This is a genomic window from Roseovarius sp. S88 (genome assembly GCF_037023735.1).
Classification (GTDB): domain Bacteria; phylum Pseudomonadota; class Alphaproteobacteria; order Rhodobacterales; family Rhodobacteraceae; genus Roseovarius; species Roseovarius phycicola.
Genome location: NZ_CP146069.1, coordinates 570,061 through 590,336, shown reverse-complemented (window position 1 = coordinate 590,336; position 20,276 = coordinate 570,061). Strand labels below are relative to the sequence as shown.

The following is a 20,276-nucleotide window of genomic DNA, read 5'->3' as shown; positions in this document are numbered from 1 at the left end:
CACCTTTAAGGTTTGGAAATTTTTGATTTCGTAAGCACGTTCTGGCCCAGTTTTTCAAGGGCTGCTCGCAGGTCATTGTCTGCCACAGGGTCGGCAAGGTCGGCCGCTTCCGCTTGTGTTTGCGTATCCGGTTCGGGCGTGGCCTTCTCGCCCCTTGGACGATGCTCAAAATCCGCTTGCCCTTCGGAAAATCCTACAGGAGCTGTCTGCGTGATGTGAATCCGCGAAATGGCATTGTAGCCATAAGCGGCATTCACCCGATCCCGAAGCGCCTCTTTTTGCATTTCCAGTATCGGCGCCTGCGCACCAGTAGTAAGCACCGTTAACGTGGCACCAAACCCACCGCGCGTATAACTCACTTTCACAGGGCGCGAGAACGCAGCGACTTCTTCACCCGCGATCTCGGGCCAGTGGGTTACGACACGGGACACAGCAAACCCACGGCTTTCCGATCCTTTACGGATCTGCGACGCCAGCAACGCGCCACTTCTTTTGAAGCCGTATGTTGTGCCCTCACGCGTGGGCATGGCTGTTCTCCCCTGCAATTCATTCTAATGTAAGGCATGTCGCGGGTGACACAAATGCAAAGCCTCTTACGGCAGGATAACGCGGAGTAACAGATGCGTGAATTGAAAATGTCGAGTGCCTTGCTTGATTGGTATGACAGACACGCGCGTGTGCTGCCTTGGCGCGTGTCTCCGTCTGATCGCGCGGCTGGCATTTCGCCTGATCCCTATCGCGTGTGGCTCAGCGAGATTATGCTGCAGCAAACCACTGTGGCCGCGGTGAAAAGCTACTACGAGAGGTTCACGTCGCTTTGGCCCGGTGTAACAGACTTGGCCGCAGCCGAAGATGCGCAGGTGATGGGCGAATGGGCCGGGCTTGGATATTATGCGCGAGCGCGGAACCTTTTGAAATGCGCGCGCGTGGTGGCTGAAGACTATGGTGGGCGATTTCCCGAAACCGCCGAGTCCCTGCAAAAACTGCCGGGTGTCGGCCCTTACACTTCAGCGGCGATTTCCGCGATCGCCTTTGATGCGCCAGAAGTTGTGGTTGACGGAAATGTCGAGCGGGTCATGGCGCGGATGTTTGCCATTCGCACGCCACTGCCCGCCGCGAAACCAGAGATCAAAGAGCGCGCAGCCAAACTAACACCCGTTACCCGTCCAGGTGACTATGCTCAAGCCGTCATGGACCTCGGGGCAACGGTTTGTACGCCCCGATCGCCCGCCTGTGGTATTTGCCCCTGGATGATGGCCTGTGTCGCGCGCAAACTGGGCATTCAAGCGGAATTGCCAGGCAAGAGCCCAAAAAACCCAAACCAACCCGCCGCGGCACGGCCTATGTTGTGCGGCGCGCAGATGGTGCCTGGCTTTTGGAACGCCGACCGGACAAAGGTCTACTCGGCGGAATGCTCGGCTGGCCCGGAAGCGAATGGTCCGAAACACCTGCACCGGCTCCGCCCCTTGAGGCGCCTTGGCAAAAACTAGCGGCAGAGGCCCGGCACACGTTCACACATTTTCATTTGCATCTCGACATCGAGATTGCAGTTGTTCCGACCGCCTCCAAGCCGGAAACCGGGGAATTTGTTCCTCATGAACGGTTCAAACCCGCAGAATTACCCACCGTCATGCGGAAGGTTTTTGACTTGGCGAAAGAAAAGCTGCAAAATCTGAACTGATCGTTTCACTTTTTGAGAATCCCTGGAGATACCATGAGCAGTTCCGCTCAGAATATTGGCCGTTGGCAGCGCGTCCTGCCGTTCTGGATGTCGCTGGCGCTTGTCCCGCTTGCTCTGTTTGCCGCCATTCAGGGCGGCTGGACGCTTTTACTTTTGCCGGTGATCACATGGTATTTCTTTGCGGCCCTTGATGCTGTGCTTGGATTGGAACTTGAAAATCTCGACCCTCACACGCGCGACAAACATGTCCGCCTCTATTCAGCCGTCACAATCATCTGGGCACCGATTCAGTTTTGCCTGCTCTTCTGGATGATCTGGTACGCGACAGGCCCTGGCGATGCGCATCTGTCGCCGCTTGAAACGGTTGTTCTATTTTTTGGGATGGGTGTCATCTCAGGAACTGTGGGCATCAATTTTTCGCATGAATTGATGCACCAAAAGAACAAGTCCGAACGGTTCTTTGCCGATGCCCTGCTCGCCATGGTGCTTTATTCACATTTCCGCTCTGAACACCTTTTGGTGCATCACCGCTATGTCGGCACACCCCGGGATCCGGTCACAGCACGCTACAACGAAGGCTTCCATCGGTTTTTTCCACGCGTGCTGGTGAATTGCTTTAAATCCGCTTTTCGTGCCGAAGCCGCGATGCAGGAGCGTCGCGGCAAGCCGTGGTATGATCTTTCCAATCCGTTCTGGCTCTATTGGGGGTTGCAAGCCTACGCATTGGTGCTTGCAGCTTTGATCGGCGGCTGGATTGGCGTGATGCTTTTCATCTGGCAGGCCTTCGTAGCGATCTGGCAGCTGGAACTGGTGAACTATGTCGAGCATTACGGCTTGACCCGCAAACATCTGGGCGATGGCAAGTATGAGCACGTCAAACCCCAGCACAGTTGGAACGCAGCGCACAAGGCATCGAACTGGTTGCTCATCAATCTCCAACGCCATTCGGATCATCACTACAAACCCAACCGGCGCTTTCCGCTCTTGCAGACTTATTCTGAAGAAGAAGCACCACAACTTCCCTATGGATATCCAGTAATGACCATGGCCGCCATGGTACCACCAATCTGGCGAAAGGTGATGAACCCACGCGTGCGTCGGTGGCGGGAAATGTATTATCCAGAGATCACGGATTGGATGCCATACAACACCGCGCGGACGCCAAAGCCGCGCTAGGGAATTACGGCTCGCAAACCAAAAAGGATTCGCACAGCCAGCCATTGAATCGGCATTTTGTAGGATTTTTTTGATCAGATGTGGCTGCGTTTCTATTATCAGCACCAAAGACTTGCAGGCTTGCCACGCCTTAATCGGCGGTTGTGCTTTCTCAAGTGGGCCAGGTTTTTCCTGCAAAATCATACGCGTTGCGACATTCTGACACGCCATCCATTGAACGCAGCCCGGCCGCTAGTTCGTAACTTCAAGGTGTAAAGTAAAATTTACATTTGTTTTCGTCCAACTAATGTGACACCTTTGATTCAGGTTGGCGTGCCTGCAACGCTGGCCTGCAGTGATGTTTGGCTTGTCCATTCGGGCTGGCGGAGATCACTGTGCAGGACCAAGAAGAAGGAGACGGAAATGTCCGATGATCCTGATAAAGTCTGGCCAACAGGCCTGACCCTACGTGAAGCGGAGGAAGTGCATAGCTATCTTATTGATGGTACGCGCGTCTTCGGCGTCATCGCGCTTTTGGCGCATATTCTCGTGGCCGTGTCCACACCGTGGCTGGGCTAAGGAGGAGCTGACATGAACAATGCTAAGATGTGGCTCGTGGTATCCCCGAATGTGGGCGTACCGATTTTCCTTGGTGCTGTTGCGGTAGGCTCTTTTGCCGTACACGTCGCAGTTCTGAGCAATACCTCATGGGTGGATGATTTCCTCCAGGGTGTTCCGATGGGCACAGGCGATCAGTCGGCAGCTCTTGAACAGAGTGAGCAGCTTGATACAGCCAAGGTAAGCTATGTGACGCCGCGCGCGGATGGTCAGACCGAAGTGACACTTGTCATGCCGGACGGATCGGTCGCAACGGCGATCATTCAGAAGCCAGACGTTCTGGCATCTGTAACACAATAAGCTAGGGGGCCGGACGCCAGACGTCTCGGGCCTTTCGCAAAACGGCGGTTGACGGGTTCCGCCGCACCCACATTCAGGACTGCGCCGGGATTGCCCGGTGCCGAAACTCGATGTTCAACTATCGGAGCTTTGCGTTACGCAAACTGGCGTCAATCGGGCCAAAGTATCTGCCTTTCGCAGATGTGGCGACCGACGAGGTGCCTTTGTCGCGTTTGCTCCGACTTTCGCTTTTCCAGGTCACTGTTGGTATGGCGTTGGTCCTTTTGGTGGGCACGCTGAACCGCGTGATGATTGTCGAACTGGCGGTTCCTGCCTCGATCGTCGCGATCATGCTGGCCTTACCGCTTCTCTTTGCCCCTCTGCGCACGCTGATCGGATACAAATCTGATACGCATGTCTCTGCATTGGGTCTTCGCCGTGCTCCCTACATTTGGAAGGGCACGCTCTATCAATTTGGCGGCTTTGCCATCATGCCCTTCGCGCTCTTAGTGCTGTCAGGGTATGGCGAGGCTGTGGATGCTCCACGCTGGATTGGCATTGGCTCTGCGGCCTTGGCGTTTTTGCTCGTCGGAGCGGGCCTGCACATGGTGCAAACCGTAGGTCTGGCTTTGGCCACAGATCTCGTAGAGGATGAAGATCAGCCAAAAGTCGTAGGGCTGATGTATGTCATGCTTCTTTTTGGCATGGTAGGAAGCGCGCTCATCTTTGGAGCTCTGCTGGAGAATTACACGCCGGGGCGCCTTATCCAGGTTATTCAGGGCTGTGCGGTGGCAACAGTGTCACTCAACATGTTCGCCATGTGGAAACAAGAGGCGCGCGACCGGGTCCGTGCGGTGCAGATGCTGGAAGCTCGCCCGGAAAAGTTTGAAGTTGCGATGCGCAATCTTGTCAAACGTCCCACAATGAAACGTCTGCTTCTCGTGATCGCTCTGGGCACATTTGGGTACGGCATGGCAGATGTTCTGCTGGAACCTTATGGTGGCCAAGCTCTTGGATTAAGCGTAGCGCAGACCACGAAACTGACTGCGCTGTTGGCAGGAGGCACGCTCTTGGGCTTTGGATATGCCTCTCATGTTCTGGGCCAGGGCGCATCGCCAACAAGGTTGGGCCGTACAGGCGCGCTGATTGGCATTCCGGGCTTCGCAGCCATTATCCTATCGTCGCTGGGCGGCGGAATATTGATGTTCCTCGTGGGCACGTTCCTAACAGGTTTGGGCGCAGGTCTTTTTGGACATGCAACGCTCACTGCAACCATGCGCGCTGCACCCAAAGGGCAGATCGGCATGGCTCTTGGCACATGGGGCGCTGTCCAAGCCACATGCGCCGGAATAGCCGTCGCTTTGGCCGGAATTGTCCGCGATGTGATGCTGAGCGCTTCAGGTCCGGCTGGAATTGCGGCGCATGCGCCCTACAATTTAGTATTCATGATTGAAATCGTCATGCTCACACTGGCCGTCATGGTGGCGGTCCCTCTGGGGCTTGGCATAAAAGACTCTCGTTCTCGGGCCGCAGGTGCGCGGTCTGTGGCGGGGACAGACCAGAAATCGGTGGAGGTATCATGACACAGGTCATCAGCCGTTTATTCGAAAGCGAAAAACTCGCGCAGGGCGTGGCCGACCGGCTTCGTTTTGAAGGAGTACCACAGCGTGCGGTGCGCGTTGTGACAGCCAAAGCAGGCGAAGGTGAGAAAGACCTCGCCACCCGCATAAGCGGCTACAGTGTCGCGGCAAATGCGGCAAAAGCTTATGCCAAGCATATCGGCAGCGGCAAGGCAGCTGTGGTTGTGCATGCCACCTACCGTCCTTTGGGCGCGGCCAAACTTACGCGCAATGTGATGGACCGGAACAACCCCATTGATTTGGGCGATGTGACCGAGGAAACGCATGTTCCAGACAAGCCAAGCCGCGCGCCTAGCATTATGGACTCGCACCCGCATTTCCTGACGACACGCGTGCACAACCGCCGCATTCCATCAGGCGGCCCGGTGTCACACGGGGTTGGCCCCAAGCTACTGCTCAAGCACCGTCCGCGCACATCGGCGATCAACGGCGGGCGATACATGTCCCGTTTCTTCTGGCCAATGCCACTTCTGAAAAAGAACCGCGAAGCACGTTCAGCCATCCGCGGAGGTAAGCACATGTCCCGGATGTTCTGGCCGCAGAAACTTCTATCCACCAAGGAGCGCCGTCTTTCGGTGATCCCGGGCGGGTCTCTGCCTCTGTCACGGGCCCTGGGTTTCCCAGCGGTAATGACGCGCCCCTAAGCCCAACACGCGTTCAAATGAAAACCCCCGCTGAATTTCAGCGGGGGCTTTTTGTTTTGGTTTGTAGCCAGGCTTAGCTGTTTTTCTTACCTTTAATCGGCGCCCAGATCCGCTTGTTCGTAAGATAAAGCAGAACGGACAGAACCGTCAGAAAGATCACAGCCGTCAGACCAGCTTGTTTGCGGGCCATGAGCTTGGGTTCCGCAGTCCAGGTCAGGAAGGCCGCCACGTCCTTGGAGATGTGGCTCAGGTCATTCTCGTGACCATCCGCAAACTCGACGTCTTCACCATAGAGAGGCGGTGCCATCGCGATCCAGCCTCCAGGGAAGGCCTTGTTTTCGTAAAAGATGGTGCCTGCTTCTTCCTTTTCCTCGCCTGTGTAGCTGGTGAGGATCGAGTAGATGTATTCAGGACCACCCATACCTTTGACAAGCTGGTTGATGCCTGTGCCTTCAGGCCCATGGAAACCAGCACGCGCCTTGGCCATAAGGCTCAGATCAGGTGCGGTCCGAATAGCCGACTTTGGGAAATGATCTGTGGGGACAGCCGAACGAAAATCGCCCTCGCCATCCAGCAGCTCTGGATCCCAAACTTCGAACTGTTCAGAATAGGCACGCACTTCATCTTCTGAAAAATGCGGACCGCCTTCGTCACCCAGCGTCCGGAGCGGCACGTATTGCAATCCGTGGCAGCCAGCGCAGATCTCTGTGTAGACCTGCAGACCACGTTGCAGCTGTGCTTGGTCAAATTTGCCAAACGGACCTTCGAACGAAAAGTCAACGTCCTTCACCTCCCCTTCGCCGCCTGCGGCGAAGGCGGCTCCGGCAGAAAGGCCCAGAGCGGCGACAGCGCTTTTTGCGAGTGTCTTAATCATAGCCTGATCCTTTCTCATTCCGCCGGCTCGGCAGATTTGCCGTAATGGGCGTTGAAGTCATCTTCGATCGTGTCCGGTTGCGCCAATGGTTTCTCGATCACGCCCAGAAGCGGAAGGATCACGAGGAAATACGCGAACCAGTAGGCCGACGCGATCAATGAGTAGGTCGCATAAGGCTCCTCTGCGGGACGTGCGCCCAACCACATAAGCACGATAAAGTCGATGACCAGAAGCCAGAACCACCACTTGAACATGGGGCGGTACCGGCCTGAGCGGACCATGGACGTGTCCAACCAAGGTGCCAGCGCCATAACCGCAATCGCACCAAACATCGCGAGCACGCCAAAGAACTTGGCGTCGATGATGCCACCGGTCACGAATGATGCCAGTTGCACGATCCACACTTCTGAGGTGAAGGCCCGCAAAATGGCGTAGAACGGCAGGAAGTACCATTCAGGAACGATATGCGCAGGCGTCGCCAGAGCGTTGGCTTCGATGTAGTTGTCGGGGTGTCCCAGATAGTTGGGCATAAAGCCGACAATCGCAAAGAACACCGCAAGGATCACGGCTAATGCGAAAAGGTCCTTGATCACGAAGTAGGGCCAAAACGGCACTGTGTCTTTCTCGGCTTCTGCTTTCGAGCCACGGCGCACTTCAACCCCTGTTGGGTTGTTGTTACCCGTTGTGTGGAAGGCCCAGATGTGAAGCGCCACCAGAGCAGCAATCACGAAAGGCAGTAGATAGTGCAGCGAGAAGAAGCGGTTCAGCGTGGCGTTATCCACCGCAGGTCCACCCAGCAACCATGTTTGGATCGGCTCGCCAACGAACGGGATCGCACCAAACAGACCGGTGATCACAGTCGCACCCCAGAAGGACATTTGCCCCCATGGTAGCACATAGCCCATGAAGGCTGTGCCCATCATCATCAGATAGATTAGCATACCGATGATCCATGTAATCTCACGTGGGGCTTTATAAGACCCGTAGTAGAGACCGCGGAAAATATGGATATAAACGGCAAAGAAGAAGAGCGATGCGCCGTTCATGTGCAGATAGCGCAGCATATGCCCGCCGTTCACGTTGCGCATGATGTGCTCAATCGACGCGAAAGCATGATCAACGTGTGGCGTGTAGTGCATCACCAGAACGATACCTGTGATGATTTGCAGCGCCAGACAGAAGGTCAGAACGATGCCCCAGATCCACATCCAGTTGAGGTTCTTCGGCGTCGGGATCATCAGCGTGTCGTAAAGCAGGCCGACAATCGGCAACCGCTTGGCCAGACCTTTTTCCCAGCCTGCCTTCGGTTCGTAATGGTCGTGAGGAATTCCACCCATGGTCGTTATTCCTTATCCCAGTTTTACGGTTGTTTCATCGACGAATTCGGCCTGTGGCACCGGAAGGTTCTCTGGTGCAGGGCCTTTTCGGATCCGTCCTGACGTATCGTAGTGCGATCCGTGGCAAGGGCAAAACCAGCCGCCGACACCGTCCAGTGAAAACTCACCAGCGTTGCCGAGTGGAACACACCCCAGATGTGTGCACACACCCATCATCACAAGCCATTCGCCCGCTTCGTCCATGGAACGATTTTCGTCCGCGCCATCCGCACCTTGGGCTTGAAAGCTGCGGGCGTCATTGTCTGGCAATGTTGCCAGATCTACGGCGCGTGCATCCTCGATTTCTTCAGGCGTACGGCGACGAATGAACACTGGTTTTCCCAACCACTTCACGGTCAATTGCGTGCCTTCTTCAATGCCTGAGATATCAACCCGGATCGAGCTCAGAGCCTGCACATCCGCGGATGGGTTCATCTGGTGAACAAGGGGCCAAACCGCGGCACCGGCCGCAACGGCCCCTGTTCCTGCGGTGGCATAGTAGAGAAAGTCTCTACGCGTGCCTTCGTGGTCTTCTGCGTGGGACACGACGATCCTCCATATTTCTGAGCCGGAACCGGCGAAACCTATTTACCCGCCAAAGGACGACTCCTTGGCGGGATCGAGAGGGTGTTTAACGGCCCACGATTGAGGCGTCCAGTACACAATGAAGCAGAATTGATCAGGGTGCGCATGTGTCGCGCTTGCCGGGTCATATGCTGAGGTGTAAGGAGGCTTGGACAAATCCATACATATCGAAGGCAAATCACATGCTGAGAACTATTAATGCAGCTTTGGTCGCGCTGATGGCGCTGGCTTCGCCTGCGGCAGCGGAATTTGAACTGAGTTTCTACTTGGGCACTCAAAGCGTAACTGATAGTTCAGCAAGCGGTACATTGCCTGGCGGCGGTGCGTTCAACGCCAACATAGACTGGGAAGGCAATCCGTTTGAGCCCCCGCTCTACTACGGTGGTCGCGTGATGTGGTGGAACGACAACAATATAGGCTTTGGCATTGAGGGCACGCACACCAAGGCCATTGCACCGGCCTTTCAGGCTGCGGCCATTGGATTGGGTCGTTTCGAGTTGTCGGACGGACACAACATTTTCACCGCAAACATAATGAAGCGCTGGCCTGGTGCATTTAATAACGGTCGCTTTACACCCTATGTTGGGGGCGGGATCGGCATCGCCGTGCCACATGTCGACGCTATTGTTGCGGGCCCGGCAAACCGCACGTTCGGATTTGAGTTCACCGGTCCAGCTGTTCGCGGTATCGCGGGCATCAAATATGATTTCAATGACCGCTGGGCGATATTTAGTGAATATCAGTTCACTTGGTCCGACAATGAAATCACCCTTGATCCCGTGCTCGTTGGACAAGCGCCCGGTGAACTCAACACAGAGCTCTTGACCCATGCGGTCAACATCGGGATCAGCTACAGCTTCTGAGTTAGCTCCAAGTGTTAGCAAAGCGGCCCCTATTCAGGGGCCGTTTTTTTCATGCTGTCGCACTCGGCGAATGTGGTGAACCACGCCGCCAATGCATCATTCCCACTTCGCCAATCGCGCGATGGCTGACGAAAATCAAGATACGCCAGCGCACAGCCGATTGCGATATGGCTGGCGTCCAGCGGACCGTTCAGGTGGCTCATCCAGCGGTCATTGACGGCCTTAACACTTCTGACCACTTTGGACCATTGCGCCTCGATCCAATCCTCGAACACCAGGTTTTCTGGCCTGACGCGATGTTCGTAGACCATGAGAATTGCCGCGTCCATGATCCCGTCCGCCGTCGCCTCTAGCGTGAGTGTGTCCCAAATCCGTGCCTCAGGATAAAGCCCGGCACCCGCCCGGGCATCAAGAAAACGGCAAATCACCCGACTGTCGTAGAGCGTTGCCCCGTCTTCGCGCACCAGCGCAGGGATTTTACCCACCGGATTGGCCGCTGCAATTGCCGGATCAGTTGCAACCGGCGTGGTCATGACCTCAACGCGTTCCACCTCATCATCCTGGCCAGTTTCGATGAGCATGACTTTGACCTTGCGTCCAAAGGGCGAAGGTTTGGCAGAAATAAGTTGCATGGTGTCGGTCCTCCGTTTTGAGCAAGCTGCGGTCGGCTGCGGTCAATGTCTAGGGCAGATCGCGCATCTGCCGCGCGAGCATGTCTGCCTGTACCCCCATGTCAGCGCTTTGCACTTGGTCGGCAGCACGCAGACGCACCTCATCAGGTTTGTTTTGGTTAAGCTTCCACGTGCCGTGGATTTCATCAACGCGCATCCGACAGGGCACGATCTGACGCATCATCCTGCCGAGCACCTCAGGTGTCATTTTTGCCGTCATCCAAGGTGGCTTTGGCAAGAGTTGATCTTCGAAATGCGCAGATTGTCGGTCTAAGAGGTTATGCATCTCATCCTGCGGCCGCCGCTCAATTTCTCCAACCAAGTGAACGGCAATGTAGTTCCACGTCGGCACCTGATCATCAACCTCGTACCAATCCGGAGACACACACGAATGCGGACCACTTACCGCCAACCGTGCCTGCAACGGCTCTGACATCCGGCGCACGATTGGATTTGATCTTACCAGGTGAAATTCGGCCATGTTGCCGTCGTCTGACAGCAAAAACGGTATGTGGCTCATCAGCGGCGCGGCGTCTGTGCCTACGGCCAGGATGCCAAATCCCTGTTCGCGCGCAAAATCGATATTACGCGCCTCTGGCGTTTGGCGGAATGCGAGGTTTGGATGCATGACCGGCTCCTTACGGGCATGTTTTCGGACTGTCGAACGCTTACATAGGGCCAAAAATCACATGAGATGGGGCCAGCTTTTGGCACCGTCTCCAACAAACCAAGGTGTTTTGGTTTTATTTGAGGTCTCGCGTCAAAATCGAAACACTCAAGGAAAAGAAACCAGATCAGCTTGTGGCGTCCAAATTGGGTACTTCTTCATAATCGCGCCAAACAGCTCGGAAGTTTTGAATTCCTCAAGCCAGGCAATAACGTTTGGCCAAGACTGGGCTTGAAACCATTCTAGATCCACATGCGCAAACTGGCGTATGAACGGCAGAATCGCCATATCCGCCAGTGTCTTGTCACGGCCAAACAAGGCCTGCGAGCCAGCCAGATTGGTTTCAAGATCTTGCACAAAGGCACTGGCACGGTCACGTTCGGCCAGTGCATCATGTTCTGGAAATCGTGTCGCGTATTTATACCGGTCCAGAGCAGATTTAAACGGGCCATCGCTCTGCTGGATTAACTGGTACCCAGTCTCTGGCATATCAAGCCAGGATTGCGGGTCGTCGTGTGCCAACGCCCAGCGCATGATGTCCAGACTCTCGTCAATCACCTGGGAACCTGTATCAAGGCAGGGCACGGTGGCGGACGGTGATGTTTTCAGAAACGCCAGAGGTTTGTCCCGGAGTACGATCTCTCGCAGGTCGACACGCTGGTTGGACACTTGTAGCGCCAGCCGCGCCCGCATGGCGTAGGGACATCGTCGGAACGACCAAAAGACCGGCAAATCCAAAGGGTCACGCAACAAGCTGTCGATCAGAATGTCCGGCAATTTTTGCCGTCACAATCTGACCTTCAGGCTGGTCTGTGCCAAAAATCACCTCGGTGAACTGTTCTGTGCGGCCCATGCGCGGGTTTTCCAGCAGGACCCGATGCGTACGCCCCAACTGCTTGGTCAGATGTTGCGCGACCCGGGCGTCTCCGGCCTTGCGCAATTGCGCTGCGCGGGATTTGATCGCGCGCCCATCCACCTGAGGCATCCGCGCGGCCGGAGTTCCCGGACGCGGCGAATAAGGAAAGACATGCAGCCAGGTCAGATGACAGTCTTCCACCAGCTTAAGCGAGTTTTCAAACGCCTCTTCCGTCTCGGTCGGAAATCCAGCGATGATGTCCGCGCCAAAGGTCATATCCGGACGCAACCGCCGTGCGTCTTCGGCAAAGCGAATGGCATCGTCGCGCAAGTGGCGACGCTTCATTCGTTTGAGGATAAGATCATCCCCATGTTGCAGGCTGAGGTGCAAATGCGGCATCAGGCGCGGCTCAGTCGCGATGGCCTGCATCAGGTTTTCATCCACTTCAATAGAATCGATGCTGGAAATCCGCAAGCGCGGCAGATCTGGCACCAGCTTGAGGATGCGCATGACAAGATCGCCCAGTTTGGGCGTCATTGGAAGGTCCGCCCCCCAGCTGGTGAGGTCCACGCCGGTCAGGACCACTTCGTTATACCCGCGATCCAAGAGGCGCTTGATCTGATCCACCACGACGCCGGCCGGTACGCTTCGAGAATTGCCACGTCCATAAGGGATTATGCAAAACGTACAGCGATGATCGCAGCCGTTTTGCACCTGCACATAAGCGCGGCTTCGGGTGCCGAAGCCGTCGATAAGATGCCCTGCTGTTTCGGTAACTGACATAATGTCATCCACCTGGACGGTTTCGGTCTCGCCCAAAAATTCAGCCGCAAGACCCGTCCAAGTTTCGGCTGTCATTTTTTCGGTATTGCCGATCACAGCATCCACCTCGGCCATGGCCGAGAAGGTACCAGGTTCCGTTTGCGCGGCGCACCCTGTCACGATGAGCCGCGCGTCGGGGTTTTCACGACGAAGCTTGCGAATTTCCTGTCGGGCCTTGCGCACGGCCTCAGCCGTCACAGCGCAAGTGTTCACCACCACGGCATTTGCCAACTCTGCCTGCCCAGCCAGCTCCTTCATTGCCTCGGTTTCATATGCGTTTAGGCGACAACCCAGCGTCGTAAATTTCGGTGCAGTCATTGCGCCACCTCAATGAAGTCCTGCGTGATCACACCATCACAAACATGCGTCGTTTCGCCAGTCATCCAAACACCATCATCCCGCCACGCAAGCTGCATCTGCCCGCCATCAAGGTCGATCTTCACGTCACGCCCTGTCAAACCCCGGCGTGCAGCAGCCACAGCGACAGCACAGGACGAGGAACCTGAGGCAAGTGTCACCCCGACGCCGCGCTCCCACACCCGCATGCGCAGATGGTTTGGCGCGACTATACTGACGACCTGAACATTGGTGCGCTCTGGAAATAGCGGATGATGCTCATACCGTGGACCAAATGTTTCGAGCGGCACGGCGTCAGCATCATCGACAAAAAAGGAACAATGGGGATTGCCCATGCCAGTGGCTGTTGGCGCCCCTTCTATAGGAAGTTCGAGCGTGTCCATAGACTCAGTCAAAGGAACGTCCTGCCAATCCAGCATCGGCGCACCCATGTTGACAGATGTCAGCCCAGCACCGGCATCCACGGCATAAAGATCCCCCCTCTGGGTCGTAAGGTGGAGGTGATCCTGCCCGCTCTCGTCCATCAGGAACCGCGCGATACAGCGCGTGGCATTGCCACAGGCGGCGGACATCGATCCATCCGCGTTCCAGAACCGCAGATGCGCATCCCCCGAGCCTCGTTCGATCACAGCCAATTGGTCAAACCCTATGCCCGTCCGACGATTTCCGATTGCACGTGCCAGGCTTTCGGTGATCTGCACTTCACGCGCACGCGCGTCCACAACGACAAAATCATTGCCAAGCCCATGCATTTTCATAAAGGGCAATTCAGAGTGCGTTGCAGTGCTCATATCCGGGCATATAAAGCCCATGGTGCGACGAATCCAGCCACAGCAGAAAAATCAACACGATAAGGGGTTGACCGCCTGCCCCCTGCTTTCTAGATAGGCCGCCTAGTGGGCCGTTAGCTCAGTTGGTAGAGCAACTGACTTTTAATCAGTGGGTCGCAGGTTCGAATCCTGCACGGCTCACCACTGTCCTAGACAAATCTCGCGTCGCGCTCCAAAGGGCACGCTAAAGTTCAAGCTCGTCTCGCTGGACTAAAACCTCACGCGCAGCTCTTTGACCGCTTTTGAAGGCGCCGTGCACGGTGGCGTAGGCGTCCGAGGCTGTTGCTTCGCCCGCAAAGAACAGTTTGTTATCCACGGGCTCCGCTAACACCCTGCGCGCCTTCGCACCTCCGGGGCTAGCATAGCTATAGGATCCCAGAGTTAGCGGGTTACTTCGCCACGCGGTCTCAGCTGTTTTGCGAATGTGTTTTCGAACATCGTTGCCAAAAACGGCTGAGAGGCCTTGCAGGCAAAATTCAGTGGCAGCCCCCGATCCCTCCTCTTCCAACTGATCCGCAAATCGTCCTGCGACGAAACTAACGGCGACGCTGGTGTCATAAAACCCAAAAATTGTGGTGCAATATGCGTCACCACTGGTGTGATAGTCGGCAATCTGACCTTGATGCGCTTTCGTCCAGCTTGGATCAAAATCCAGCGCGATTTTGTTTAACAACCCCATGGGCAGGTTTTCGACAGCTTGCAGCTTGCTCACAGGCAAAGCTGGGGTAAACGAAATGGTCTCTGCCGCCAAAACACCTGTGGAGACTGTCAGCACAAGCCCTCTGGCCGATACCGTGCCTTTAGGAGTGACAGCTTTGACGCCAGGACCGGATGTGTCGATCTTGCTGACCGGGCAGGCCAAATGCACCGGCACATCAGCAAACAGGCTTTGCACAAAAGCGCCCAATCCACCGGCAACCAACCAATCTCCCTCGGCATCACTGTATTGCGCGACATCGTGAATTGAGACCGCATCAGCATCACCACCCTGCATCTGCTCCACAAAGTGCTTGGCTGTTTCGCGCCACGGACTATCGGGAAGCACGGAAGCGACGGCGCAATCTTTCTGCGTTGCCCCCGCTTGATTGATGACGTCCCACATTGTGTCTTGATAGGTGTTGTAGTCTTCGACTTCGGCGTGGTTGAGCGCACGTCCCCCTGCATGGACCCATTGCCAGACCCAGGGGGATTTGTGGAACTTCACGTCCATCCGTTCCCCAATGCGCGCCAGCGGGTTGATCTGTGCGGAATGCAGCCAGGACGCGCCTTTGTCGAATGGCTGCGAGACCGCAGTTACATCAGTGACACAGCGTCCGCCTGTATGGTCTGCGGCTTCCAGAACGACGACCTCAACCCCGCGCGCGCGCAGCGCACTTGCCGCCGAAAGACCCGCCACACCCGCGCCGACAACAATCACATCCGTTTCTGTTGGCAATCCAGTCATGACCGCAGCCTATTGATCCAACAGCAACGCGTTTGGGATACCTTCAAACGCGGCCAGATCAACGGGGTTTTCATGATCGAACTTGCAGCATCTTCGGTAAATTTCGAGCAACTCGGCCGACATCATTTTTTCCTGATAGAAAAACATCGCAGCCCCATAGCGCGCCGCGCCAGACCCGCGTTGACCAATGGGTGACTCAAGCAGGTTTTTTTGCTGCTGCAGTTGCGCTGGATCAGAGTCTTCGGATGTCATGAGGTGCTTTGGGTCGCCATGGATGCATTGACCTTTCGAACCTGATCCTCGGCGGGTGCCTCTTGGATATTGTAAATGGGAAGCACCGCACGCAGATGGTCGTGATGTGTGCGCACGCCATATTCCAGATCAGACAGGAAAAATCCCTCAAAGAACTCCGACGCCATGGACTCGTTGGACCAGATTGTGAGCTGGATGTCTTCGTCCACGGTTTCGCGGTCGATGCGGCTTGCAAGATAGCGCGCCGCCCGTTGCTGGCGGTCTTCGTTTACGTGCCGGTAGGTGGCAGACCGAATGACCGAAGAGTTCACCGAGGTTGGAAACTCCTGATAAAACAAAACGGTCTCCGGCGTCGCGGCAATGACCGCATTGGGGAAGATACCGTAGTAAAGCCATTTGCGGTGCAAATCTTCAGGCAAGAAAGCTTGAGGTTTTGATAGCTTCTTGTAGTTGCGCACAGCCCAACGCCGCCCCTTCGAAGGGGTGTAAACGCCTTCGGTCCTGCTGATCCCGTCGACATAAGGCTCATCGTAATAGGTTGTGCCATAGAGATCCTGAAGTGCCGGATGCGCCATGGCCACGTGATAGCCCTCGTTGTCGACGTCCCGGACGGATTTCCAGTTGACCGGGGTCTCTTCGGTCCAGATGCCATCTGTGGGCACATGATCCGTCATTTGATATCCCGCCGCCTCTTCGGCGAAAGGTTGCAACAGCTCGGCCACTGATGGCTGGGGACCGCTTTTGAAACGGATAAAAATGAACCCGTTCCATACCTCCATGTCCAGGACGCGCAGGCCAAACTCATTCTTGTCGAGTGGCGGATAAGACTCCGGCCGTGCCGCACCCCGCAACGTTCCATCAAGATTGTAGACCCAGCCATGAAACGGACAGATCATCGCGTTTGGGCAGTTCCCGCTGTCCTCGGCCACAAGACGAGAGCCGCGATGACGACAGACATTGTGAAAGGCGCGCACGTTGCCTTCAGTGTCACGAAGGATGATCGCGCGCTCGCCACAGACGTCGAAGGTTTGGAAATCACCCGCGTTGGGGATGTCCGACACGTGGCAGGCAATTTGCCAATGTGTCTTGAACAGCTCTTCCTTTTCAAGCTCCAGCAATTCGGCGCTATGGTAGCACCATCCAGGCAGGCCCTTGCGGTCCCAGTCATTGGGGATCTGGATATCTCTCATGGTTCAGGTCCTTCTCAATCCATTCATTCTGGCACAGCATAGATCGCTCTAGGGTCGTACCGCATCCATCAGGCGTTTCCACGTCAAAGCCACGGCCAGACCCTGACCTCGAAATCGGCTGAACGGCACTTTCGGCATCAGGGTCAGGGGTAGAAAATCGTCACCAGCCTTGCCCAGACAATGCGCCGCAAGCACCTTGCCAAACATACTGGCCATGGCAACGCCGCGCCCGTTGAATCCAAGACCACTGTAAAGGCCGTCGCCCAGCTTGTGAATGTGCGGCGCATGATCCAGCGTCAGCGCGACGCGCCCCGTCCAAAGGTGGTTGACGCGGCTGACATCAACTTCGGGAAAAATCTCTCGCATGCGGCGAAAGCCAAAGCCGAAATTTGCCTCGTCAATCAGTTCTTGTTGCGAATTGATGCGGCTGCCAAAGATCAAGCGGTCCTGGCTGTCGATGCCGAACCACGACAAGAGCCGCCGCGTATCTGCAGCCCCCTGACGGTCCGGCAAAATTTTATTCTTCAGGTTGTGGCTCAACGAATCGGTGGCCAGAACACCCGTCAGAACCGGCACGATCGAGTCTGACAGCCCCGGCAACATCGACCCTGTATAGCCGTTGGTGCAGACAATCACTGTCTGTGCATTGACCTGACCTTGCTCGGTTTTCACAACCCAATGCGCCCCGTCATGTTCCACCGAGACGGCAGGGGATTGCGGAAAAATGCGCACGCCTAGTGACAGACACGCCTTTGCAAGCCCCCTGGCATACTTCAAAGGATGCAGGTTGCCGCCACGCTCATCCATCAAGGCCGAGGCATAGGCCGAGGTCCCCACTTTGGTCTCGATCTCACCCCGATCAAGCGTGCGGGTCGCTACACCCCGGGACCCCCATTGGGCCACATGCGCATCCGTGGTCACGCGACCTGCTGGCCCTTTGGCCAATTGAATCCAGCCCGTGCGTCGCAGATCACACTCAATGCCGTATTTCTCGATAAGGTCATAAACAACCTGAGGCGCGCCTCCCGCAGTCTCGGCAATCCGCTCTCCGCGTTCCTTGCCATAACGCGCGACCATTTCATCGGGCAAAATTTTCAAACCCGGTATGACTTGTCCGCCATTTCGACCCGAGGCACCCCATCCTGGCTCATGTGCTTCTACAATGGCGACATCGACGCCCTGTTCGGCGAGATGCAGGGCCGAGGACAAACCACAAAATCCAGCGCCAATGACAGCGACGTCCGCAGACACATCAGATGTCAAAGGCTCAAGTTCAGGCAGGTCATCTGCGGTCTTGCCCCAAAGCGAGGTCTTTATATGGCACGAGGATTTATACCAAGTGTCGGATTTAGCGCGCGCGCTCATGACGGAAACTCGGGCCATCGCTTGTGGGCTTCAAAGTCATTTTCACGACGGAACAGCGAAGCCGGATCAACAGGCGCTTCCAGCGTTCGGGCGAATTCATGCCCTCCATACACCGCCATTGCGATAGTTCCAGGCGCATAGCAATCGCCAATGCGATTGACCGACTTGATGCCATGATCCGACCACGCATCTTTTTGTGCCAAAAGATCATGATACAGACTGTCATCGCTGATCCGCGACGTGACGGGGACAACGGTGGCCACATCCTTGCGCTGGGTTTTCTCGGTGAAGACGCAAGCCAGATCAACAAAGCCATCGCCCACAGCCGCGATCCCATGGTTACAGATGATCTCAACCCCAAGCTCGCGCAGCCGCACCTGAATATGTTCATACTCAAGCGTGAAATGCGTCCAGCCCGCTACTTCTGCCGCTGGTGTGACGAGCACTACATCGACACCGTTTCCGGCCAGTTGTTCGGCCAGAGCACTGCCGAGGTAGTAGTGATCGTCGTCAAAGATGAGCACCGGACCGATTGGTGTTTTACCGGCCATAATGGTTTCTGGCGTAACGATCATCGGGCTGTGAAGCTGTTCGGGCGCAAACCGGTGGTGGATGCCCACAAAATCGGTGCGCCAGTGCGACCCCGTGGCAATCGCCACATGGGCATGTCCCAGTTCCATAACGGACTGCGCGGTCATTGCGCTTTGCGTGAAGGTGCTGACATTAGCGCGGGTTGACAGCAGGTTCACGCGGTAGTCTGCCACGCGGTTCCATTGCCGCAGCGGGGCAAGCGCTGTTTCGCGGATAACCCGACCGCCAAGTTTTTCCCCGGCTTCCGCCAGAGTGACAGGATATCCGCGATTGGACAGCGCCAGCGCAGCCTCCAGTCCGGCAGGCCCACCTCCGACCACCAGCACAGTATTCTCAGAAGTCGCCGCTGGAATACGTTCAGGATGCCACCCCTTGCGCCATTCCTCACCCATCGTCGGGTTCTGCGTACAGCGCATCGGGTAGGCCACATAGTCGCCCGTGGTGCACATGTTGCAGCCGATACATTCGCGGATTTCGTGCGATCGACCTTCTTCAATCTTGGTGGGCAGGAACGGGTCAGCTATCGAGGGACGCGCGGCCCCAACAAGATCAAGCACGCCACGTTTGATCTGTGACACCATCGTATCGGGCGAAGTGAACCGCCCCACACCCACCACCGGCTTGGTGGTCAGGTTCTTGACGAAGCGCACATAGTCTTCCTGCGATCCTTCGTTGCCAAACCGCGACGGGAGCGAGTCATTGCCCCAATCCGCCACATTCACATCCCACAGGTCCGGCAACTCAGCGAGAGAACCGACAATATCCTCGGCCTCTGCGCTGTGCATGCCATCCTCACCCATCAATTCATCCACAGCAAAGCGGAACGCCACGGCGCAGTCATGCCCGACTGCATCCTTGGTGTCCTCCAGCACCTCACGCACCAGCCGCACACGGTTCTCTAAGCTGCCGCCATACTCATCTGTGCGATGATTGAAGCGCTTGAGCAGAAATTGATAAAGCAGCGTCATGATGCCGTGTGCGGCGTAGACGTAGACGATATCGTACCCTGCCTCACGCGACCTCAACGCGGCTTCGCGAAACCATCGGCGCAGGGTTTTGATGTCGTCTTTGTCCATCCCCCGCGCCTGCGTCGAGTTTGATGTCTCATTCGGCGCTGGCGACGGGGCGATGGACGGCATGCGCGACAGGTAGTTGCTGACCGATTGGCCGTTATGAACCAATTGGATGCCTGCAAGCGCACTATGCTCATGCACCTTATCGACCATCAGACGATGAACCGGCAAATCGCTGTCATCCCAGAGCCGCATCAGGGTGGCCGGAGTCAGATCGCTTGTCGGGTGGATCGAGCACTCTTCGGTGCATACCACACCCCAGCCCCCTTCAGCCTTGACCCCTCGCATTTCTGCCATGGTCCGAGGCCAGCGATGCCCCATCCCATTGCAATGCGGCACCTGATAAAACCGGTTCTTGGTCGTCTTGGGGCCGATCTTGAGCGGCTCGAAAAGGATTCTGTGATTGGGTTCCATCGTCATATGAAAGTGCTCCTCAAAACCTT

The 20,276-nt window shown here is 56.2% G+C and carries 20 protein-coding genes, 1 tRNA gene and 1 pseudogene; 8 read left to right on the top strand and 14 right to left on the bottom strand.

The window, feature by feature from the left end:
- Positions 1-5 precede the first annotated feature (5 nt).
- On the bottom strand, positions 6-527 hold the full coding sequence (locus RZ517_RS02935) for a DUF721 domain-containing protein (protein ID WP_338549989.1): 522 nt from the start codon (positions 525-527) through the stop codon (positions 6-8).
- 93 nt (positions 528-620) lie between these two features.
- Here RZ517_RS02935 and mutY point away from each other — a divergent pair.
- From mutY to RZ517_RS02905, 6 genes and pseudogenes are all read left to right on the top strand, one after another.
- Positions 621-1,681 (top strand): annotated as a pseudogene (gene mutY, locus RZ517_RS02930) (A/G-specific adenine glycosylase).
- Between the two features lie 33 nt (positions 1,682-1,714).
- Complete coding sequence (locus RZ517_RS02925) at positions 1,715-2,857, top strand: alkane 1-monooxygenase (protein ID WP_338549988.1); 1,143 nt, start codon at positions 1,715-1,717, stop codon at positions 2,855-2,857.
- A gap of 402 nt (positions 2,858-3,259) precedes the next feature.
- Complete coding sequence (pufB, locus tag RZ517_RS02920; RefSeq protein ID WP_317056870.1) at positions 3,260-3,415, top strand: light-harvesting antenna LH1, beta subunit; 156 nt, start codon at positions 3,260-3,262, stop codon at positions 3,413-3,415.
- Between the two features lie 12 nt (positions 3,416-3,427).
- Positions 3,428-3,754, top strand: coding sequence for a light-harvesting protein (locus RZ517_RS02915; RefSeq protein WP_317056869.1), 327 nt, complete (start codon positions 3,428-3,430; stop codon positions 3,752-3,754).
- Between the two features lie 110 nt (positions 3,755-3,864).
- Positions 3,865-5,316 (top strand): PucC family protein, encoded by a 1,452-nt coding sequence (locus RZ517_RS02910; RefSeq protein WP_338549987.1) that lies wholly within the window; start codon positions 3,865-3,867, stop codon positions 5,314-5,316.
- A complete protein-coding gene (locus tag RZ517_RS02905) occupies positions 5,313-6,017 on the top strand; it encodes a hypothetical protein (protein ID WP_338549986.1) in 705 nt (234 codons plus the stop codon). The genes RZ517_RS02910 and RZ517_RS02905 overlap by 4 nt, the downstream gene beginning before the upstream one ends.
- A gap of 73 nt (positions 6,018-6,090) precedes the next feature.
- Here RZ517_RS02905 and RZ517_RS02900 read toward each other — a convergent pair whose 3' ends face one another.
- From RZ517_RS02900 to petA, 3 genes are read right to left on the bottom strand one after another with little or no spacing between them, the layout of a single operon-like run.
- On the bottom strand, positions 6,091-6,891 hold the full coding sequence (locus RZ517_RS02900; protein ID WP_338549985.1) for a cytochrome c1: 801 nt from the start codon (positions 6,889-6,891) through the stop codon (positions 6,091-6,093).
- Positions 6,892-6,905: 14 nt separating this feature from the next.
- Entirely contained in the window at positions 6,906-8,228 is a 1,323-nt protein-coding gene (gene petB, locus RZ517_RS02895; RefSeq protein WP_338549984.1) for a cytochrome b, read from the bottom strand.
- A gap of 12 nt (positions 8,229-8,240) precedes the next feature.
- A complete protein-coding gene (gene petA / locus RZ517_RS02890) occupies positions 8,241-8,813 on the bottom strand; it encodes a ubiquinol-cytochrome c reductase iron-sulfur subunit (protein WP_317056864.1) in 573 nt (190 codons plus the stop codon).
- Positions 8,814-9,034: 221 nt separating this feature from the next.
- Between petA and RZ517_RS02885 the strand changes: the two genes are divergently transcribed.
- Positions 9,035-9,715, top strand: a complete 681-nt coding sequence (locus RZ517_RS02885) for an outer membrane protein (RefSeq protein WP_338549983.1) — start codon at positions 9,035-9,037, stop codon at positions 9,713-9,715.
- A gap of 29 nt (positions 9,716-9,744) precedes the next feature.
- Here RZ517_RS02885 and RZ517_RS02880 read toward each other — a convergent pair whose 3' ends face one another.
- From RZ517_RS02880 to dapF, 5 genes are all read right to left on the bottom strand, one after another.
- On the bottom strand, positions 9,745-10,347 hold the full coding sequence (locus RZ517_RS02880; protein ID WP_338549982.1) for a glutathione S-transferase family protein: 603 nt from the start codon (positions 10,345-10,347) through the stop codon (positions 9,745-9,747).
- Between the two features lie 49 nt (positions 10,348-10,396).
- Positions 10,397-11,014 (bottom strand): FMN-binding negative transcriptional regulator, encoded by a 618-nt coding sequence (locus tag RZ517_RS02875; protein WP_338549981.1) that lies wholly within the window; start codon positions 11,012-11,014, stop codon positions 10,397-10,399.
- A gap of 147 nt (positions 11,015-11,161) precedes the next feature.
- Positions 11,162-11,830, bottom strand: coding sequence for a glutathione S-transferase (locus RZ517_RS02870; protein ID WP_338549980.1), 669 nt, complete (start codon positions 11,828-11,830; stop codon positions 11,162-11,164).
- Positions 11,796-13,049 (bottom strand): tRNA (N(6)-L-threonylcarbamoyladenosine(37)-C(2))-methylthiotransferase MtaB, encoded by a 1,254-nt coding sequence (gene mtaB / locus RZ517_RS02865; RefSeq protein ID WP_338549979.1) that lies wholly within the window; start codon positions 13,047-13,049, stop codon positions 11,796-11,798. Before mtaB ends, RZ517_RS02870 begins: the two co-directional genes overlap by 35 nt.
- Positions 13,046-13,879, bottom strand: coding sequence for a diaminopimelate epimerase (dapF, locus tag RZ517_RS02860; RefSeq protein WP_338549978.1), 834 nt, complete (start codon positions 13,877-13,879; stop codon positions 13,046-13,048). The genes mtaB and dapF overlap by 4 nt, the downstream gene beginning before the upstream one ends.
- 107 nt (positions 13,880-13,986) lie before the next feature.
- Here dapF and RZ517_RS02855 point away from each other — a divergent pair.
- Positions 13,987-14,062: transfer RNA gene (locus RZ517_RS02855), tRNA-Lys, on the top strand.
- A 40-nt stretch (positions 14,063-14,102) separates the two neighbouring features.
- Here the strand turns inward: RZ517_RS02855 and RZ517_RS02850 are convergent.
- From RZ517_RS02850 to RZ517_RS02830, 5 genes are read right to left on the bottom strand one after another with little or no spacing between them, the layout of a single operon-like run.
- Complete coding sequence (locus RZ517_RS02850; protein ID WP_338549977.1) at positions 14,103-15,362, bottom strand: flavin monoamine oxidase family protein; 1,260 nt, start codon at positions 15,360-15,362, stop codon at positions 14,103-14,105.
- Positions 15,363-15,371: 9 nt separating this feature from the next.
- Positions 15,372-15,614, bottom strand: coding sequence for a hypothetical protein (locus RZ517_RS02845; protein ID WP_338549976.1), 243 nt, complete (start codon positions 15,612-15,614; stop codon positions 15,372-15,374).
- Positions 15,611-16,804 (bottom strand): aromatic ring-hydroxylating oxygenase subunit alpha, encoded by a 1,194-nt coding sequence (locus RZ517_RS02840; RefSeq protein WP_338549975.1) that lies wholly within the window; start codon positions 16,802-16,804, stop codon positions 15,611-15,613. Before RZ517_RS02840 ends, RZ517_RS02845 begins: the two co-directional genes overlap by 4 nt.
- A gap of 48 nt (positions 16,805-16,852) precedes the next feature.
- Positions 16,853-18,169, bottom strand: a complete 1,317-nt coding sequence (locus RZ517_RS02835; protein ID WP_338549974.1) for an NAD(P)/FAD-dependent oxidoreductase — start codon at positions 18,167-18,169, stop codon at positions 16,853-16,855.
- The gene (locus tag RZ517_RS02830) at positions 18,166-20,253 is read right to left on the bottom strand and encodes an FAD-dependent oxidoreductase (RefSeq protein WP_338549972.1); all 2,088 of its coding nucleotides are present in this window, start codon (positions 20,251-20,253) and stop codon (positions 18,166-18,168) included. Before RZ517_RS02830 ends, RZ517_RS02835 begins: the two co-directional genes overlap by 4 nt.
- Positions 20,254-20,276 lie beyond the last annotated feature (23 nt).

Excerpts from the sequence above, each read along its gene's own strand:
- RZ517_RS02910 (WP_338549987.1), top strand. The coding sequence starts at position 3,865 with ATGTTCAACTATCGGAGCTTTGCGTTACGCAAACTGGCGTCAATCGGG.
- petB (WP_338549984.1), bottom strand. The coding sequence starts at position 8,228 with ATGGGTGGAATTCCTCACGACCATTACGAACCGAAGGCAGGCTGGGAA.
- RZ517_RS02885 (WP_338549983.1), top strand. The coding sequence starts at position 9,035 with ATGCTGAGAACTATTAATGCAGCTTTGGTCGCGCTGATGGCGCTGGCT.
- mtaB (WP_338549979.1), bottom strand. The coding sequence starts at position 13,049 with ATGACTGCACCGAAATTTACGACGCTGGGTTGTCGCCTAAACGCATAT.
- RZ517_RS02880 (WP_338549982.1), bottom strand. The coding sequence starts at position 10,347 with ATGCAACTTATTTCTGCCAAACCTTCGCCCTTTGGACGCAAGGTCAAA.
- RZ517_RS02845 (WP_338549976.1), bottom strand. The coding sequence starts at position 15,614 with ATGACATCCGAAGACTCTGATCCAGCGCAACTGCAGCAGCAAAAAAAC.
- dapF (WP_338549978.1), bottom strand. The coding sequence starts at position 13,879 with ATGAGCACTGCAACGCACTCTGAATTGCCCTTTATGAAAATGCATGGG.
- RZ517_RS02925 (WP_338549988.1), top strand. The coding sequence starts at position 1,715 with ATGAGCAGTTCCGCTCAGAATATTGGCCGTTGGCAGCGCGTCCTGCCG.
- RZ517_RS02915 (WP_317056869.1), top strand. The coding sequence starts at position 3,428 with ATGAACAATGCTAAGATGTGGCTCGTGGTATCCCCGAATGTGGGCGTA.
- RZ517_RS02830 (WP_338549972.1), bottom strand. The coding sequence starts at position 20,253 with ATGACGATGGAACCCAATCACAGAATCCTTTTCGAGCCGCTCAAGATC.
- RZ517_RS02905 (WP_338549986.1), top strand. The coding sequence starts at position 5,313 with ATGACACAGGTCATCAGCCGTTTATTCGAAAGCGAAAAACTCGCGCAG.
- RZ517_RS02875 (WP_338549981.1), bottom strand. The coding sequence starts at position 11,014 with ATGCATCCAAACCTCGCATTCCGCCAAACGCCAGAGGCGCGTAATATC.
- pufB (WP_317056870.1), top strand. The coding sequence starts at position 3,260 with ATGTCCGATGATCCTGATAAAGTCTGGCCAACAGGCCTGACCCTACGT.
- RZ517_RS02900 (WP_338549985.1), bottom strand. The coding sequence starts at position 6,891 with ATGATTAAGACACTCGCAAAAAGCGCTGTCGCCGCTCTGGGCCTTTCT.
- RZ517_RS02935 (WP_338549989.1), bottom strand. The coding sequence starts at position 527 with ATGCCCACGCGTGAGGGCACAACATACGGCTTCAAAAGAAGTGGCGCG.
- RZ517_RS02840 (WP_338549975.1), bottom strand. The coding sequence starts at position 16,804 with ATGAGAGATATCCAGATCCCCAATGACTGGGACCGCAAGGGCCTGCCT.
- RZ517_RS02850 (WP_338549977.1), bottom strand. The coding sequence starts at position 15,362 with ATGACTGGATTGCCAACAGAAACGGATGTGATTGTTGTCGGCGCGGGT.
- RZ517_RS02835 (WP_338549974.1), bottom strand. The coding sequence starts at position 18,169 with ATGAGCGCGCGCGCTAAATCCGACACTTGGTATAAATCCTCGTGCCAT.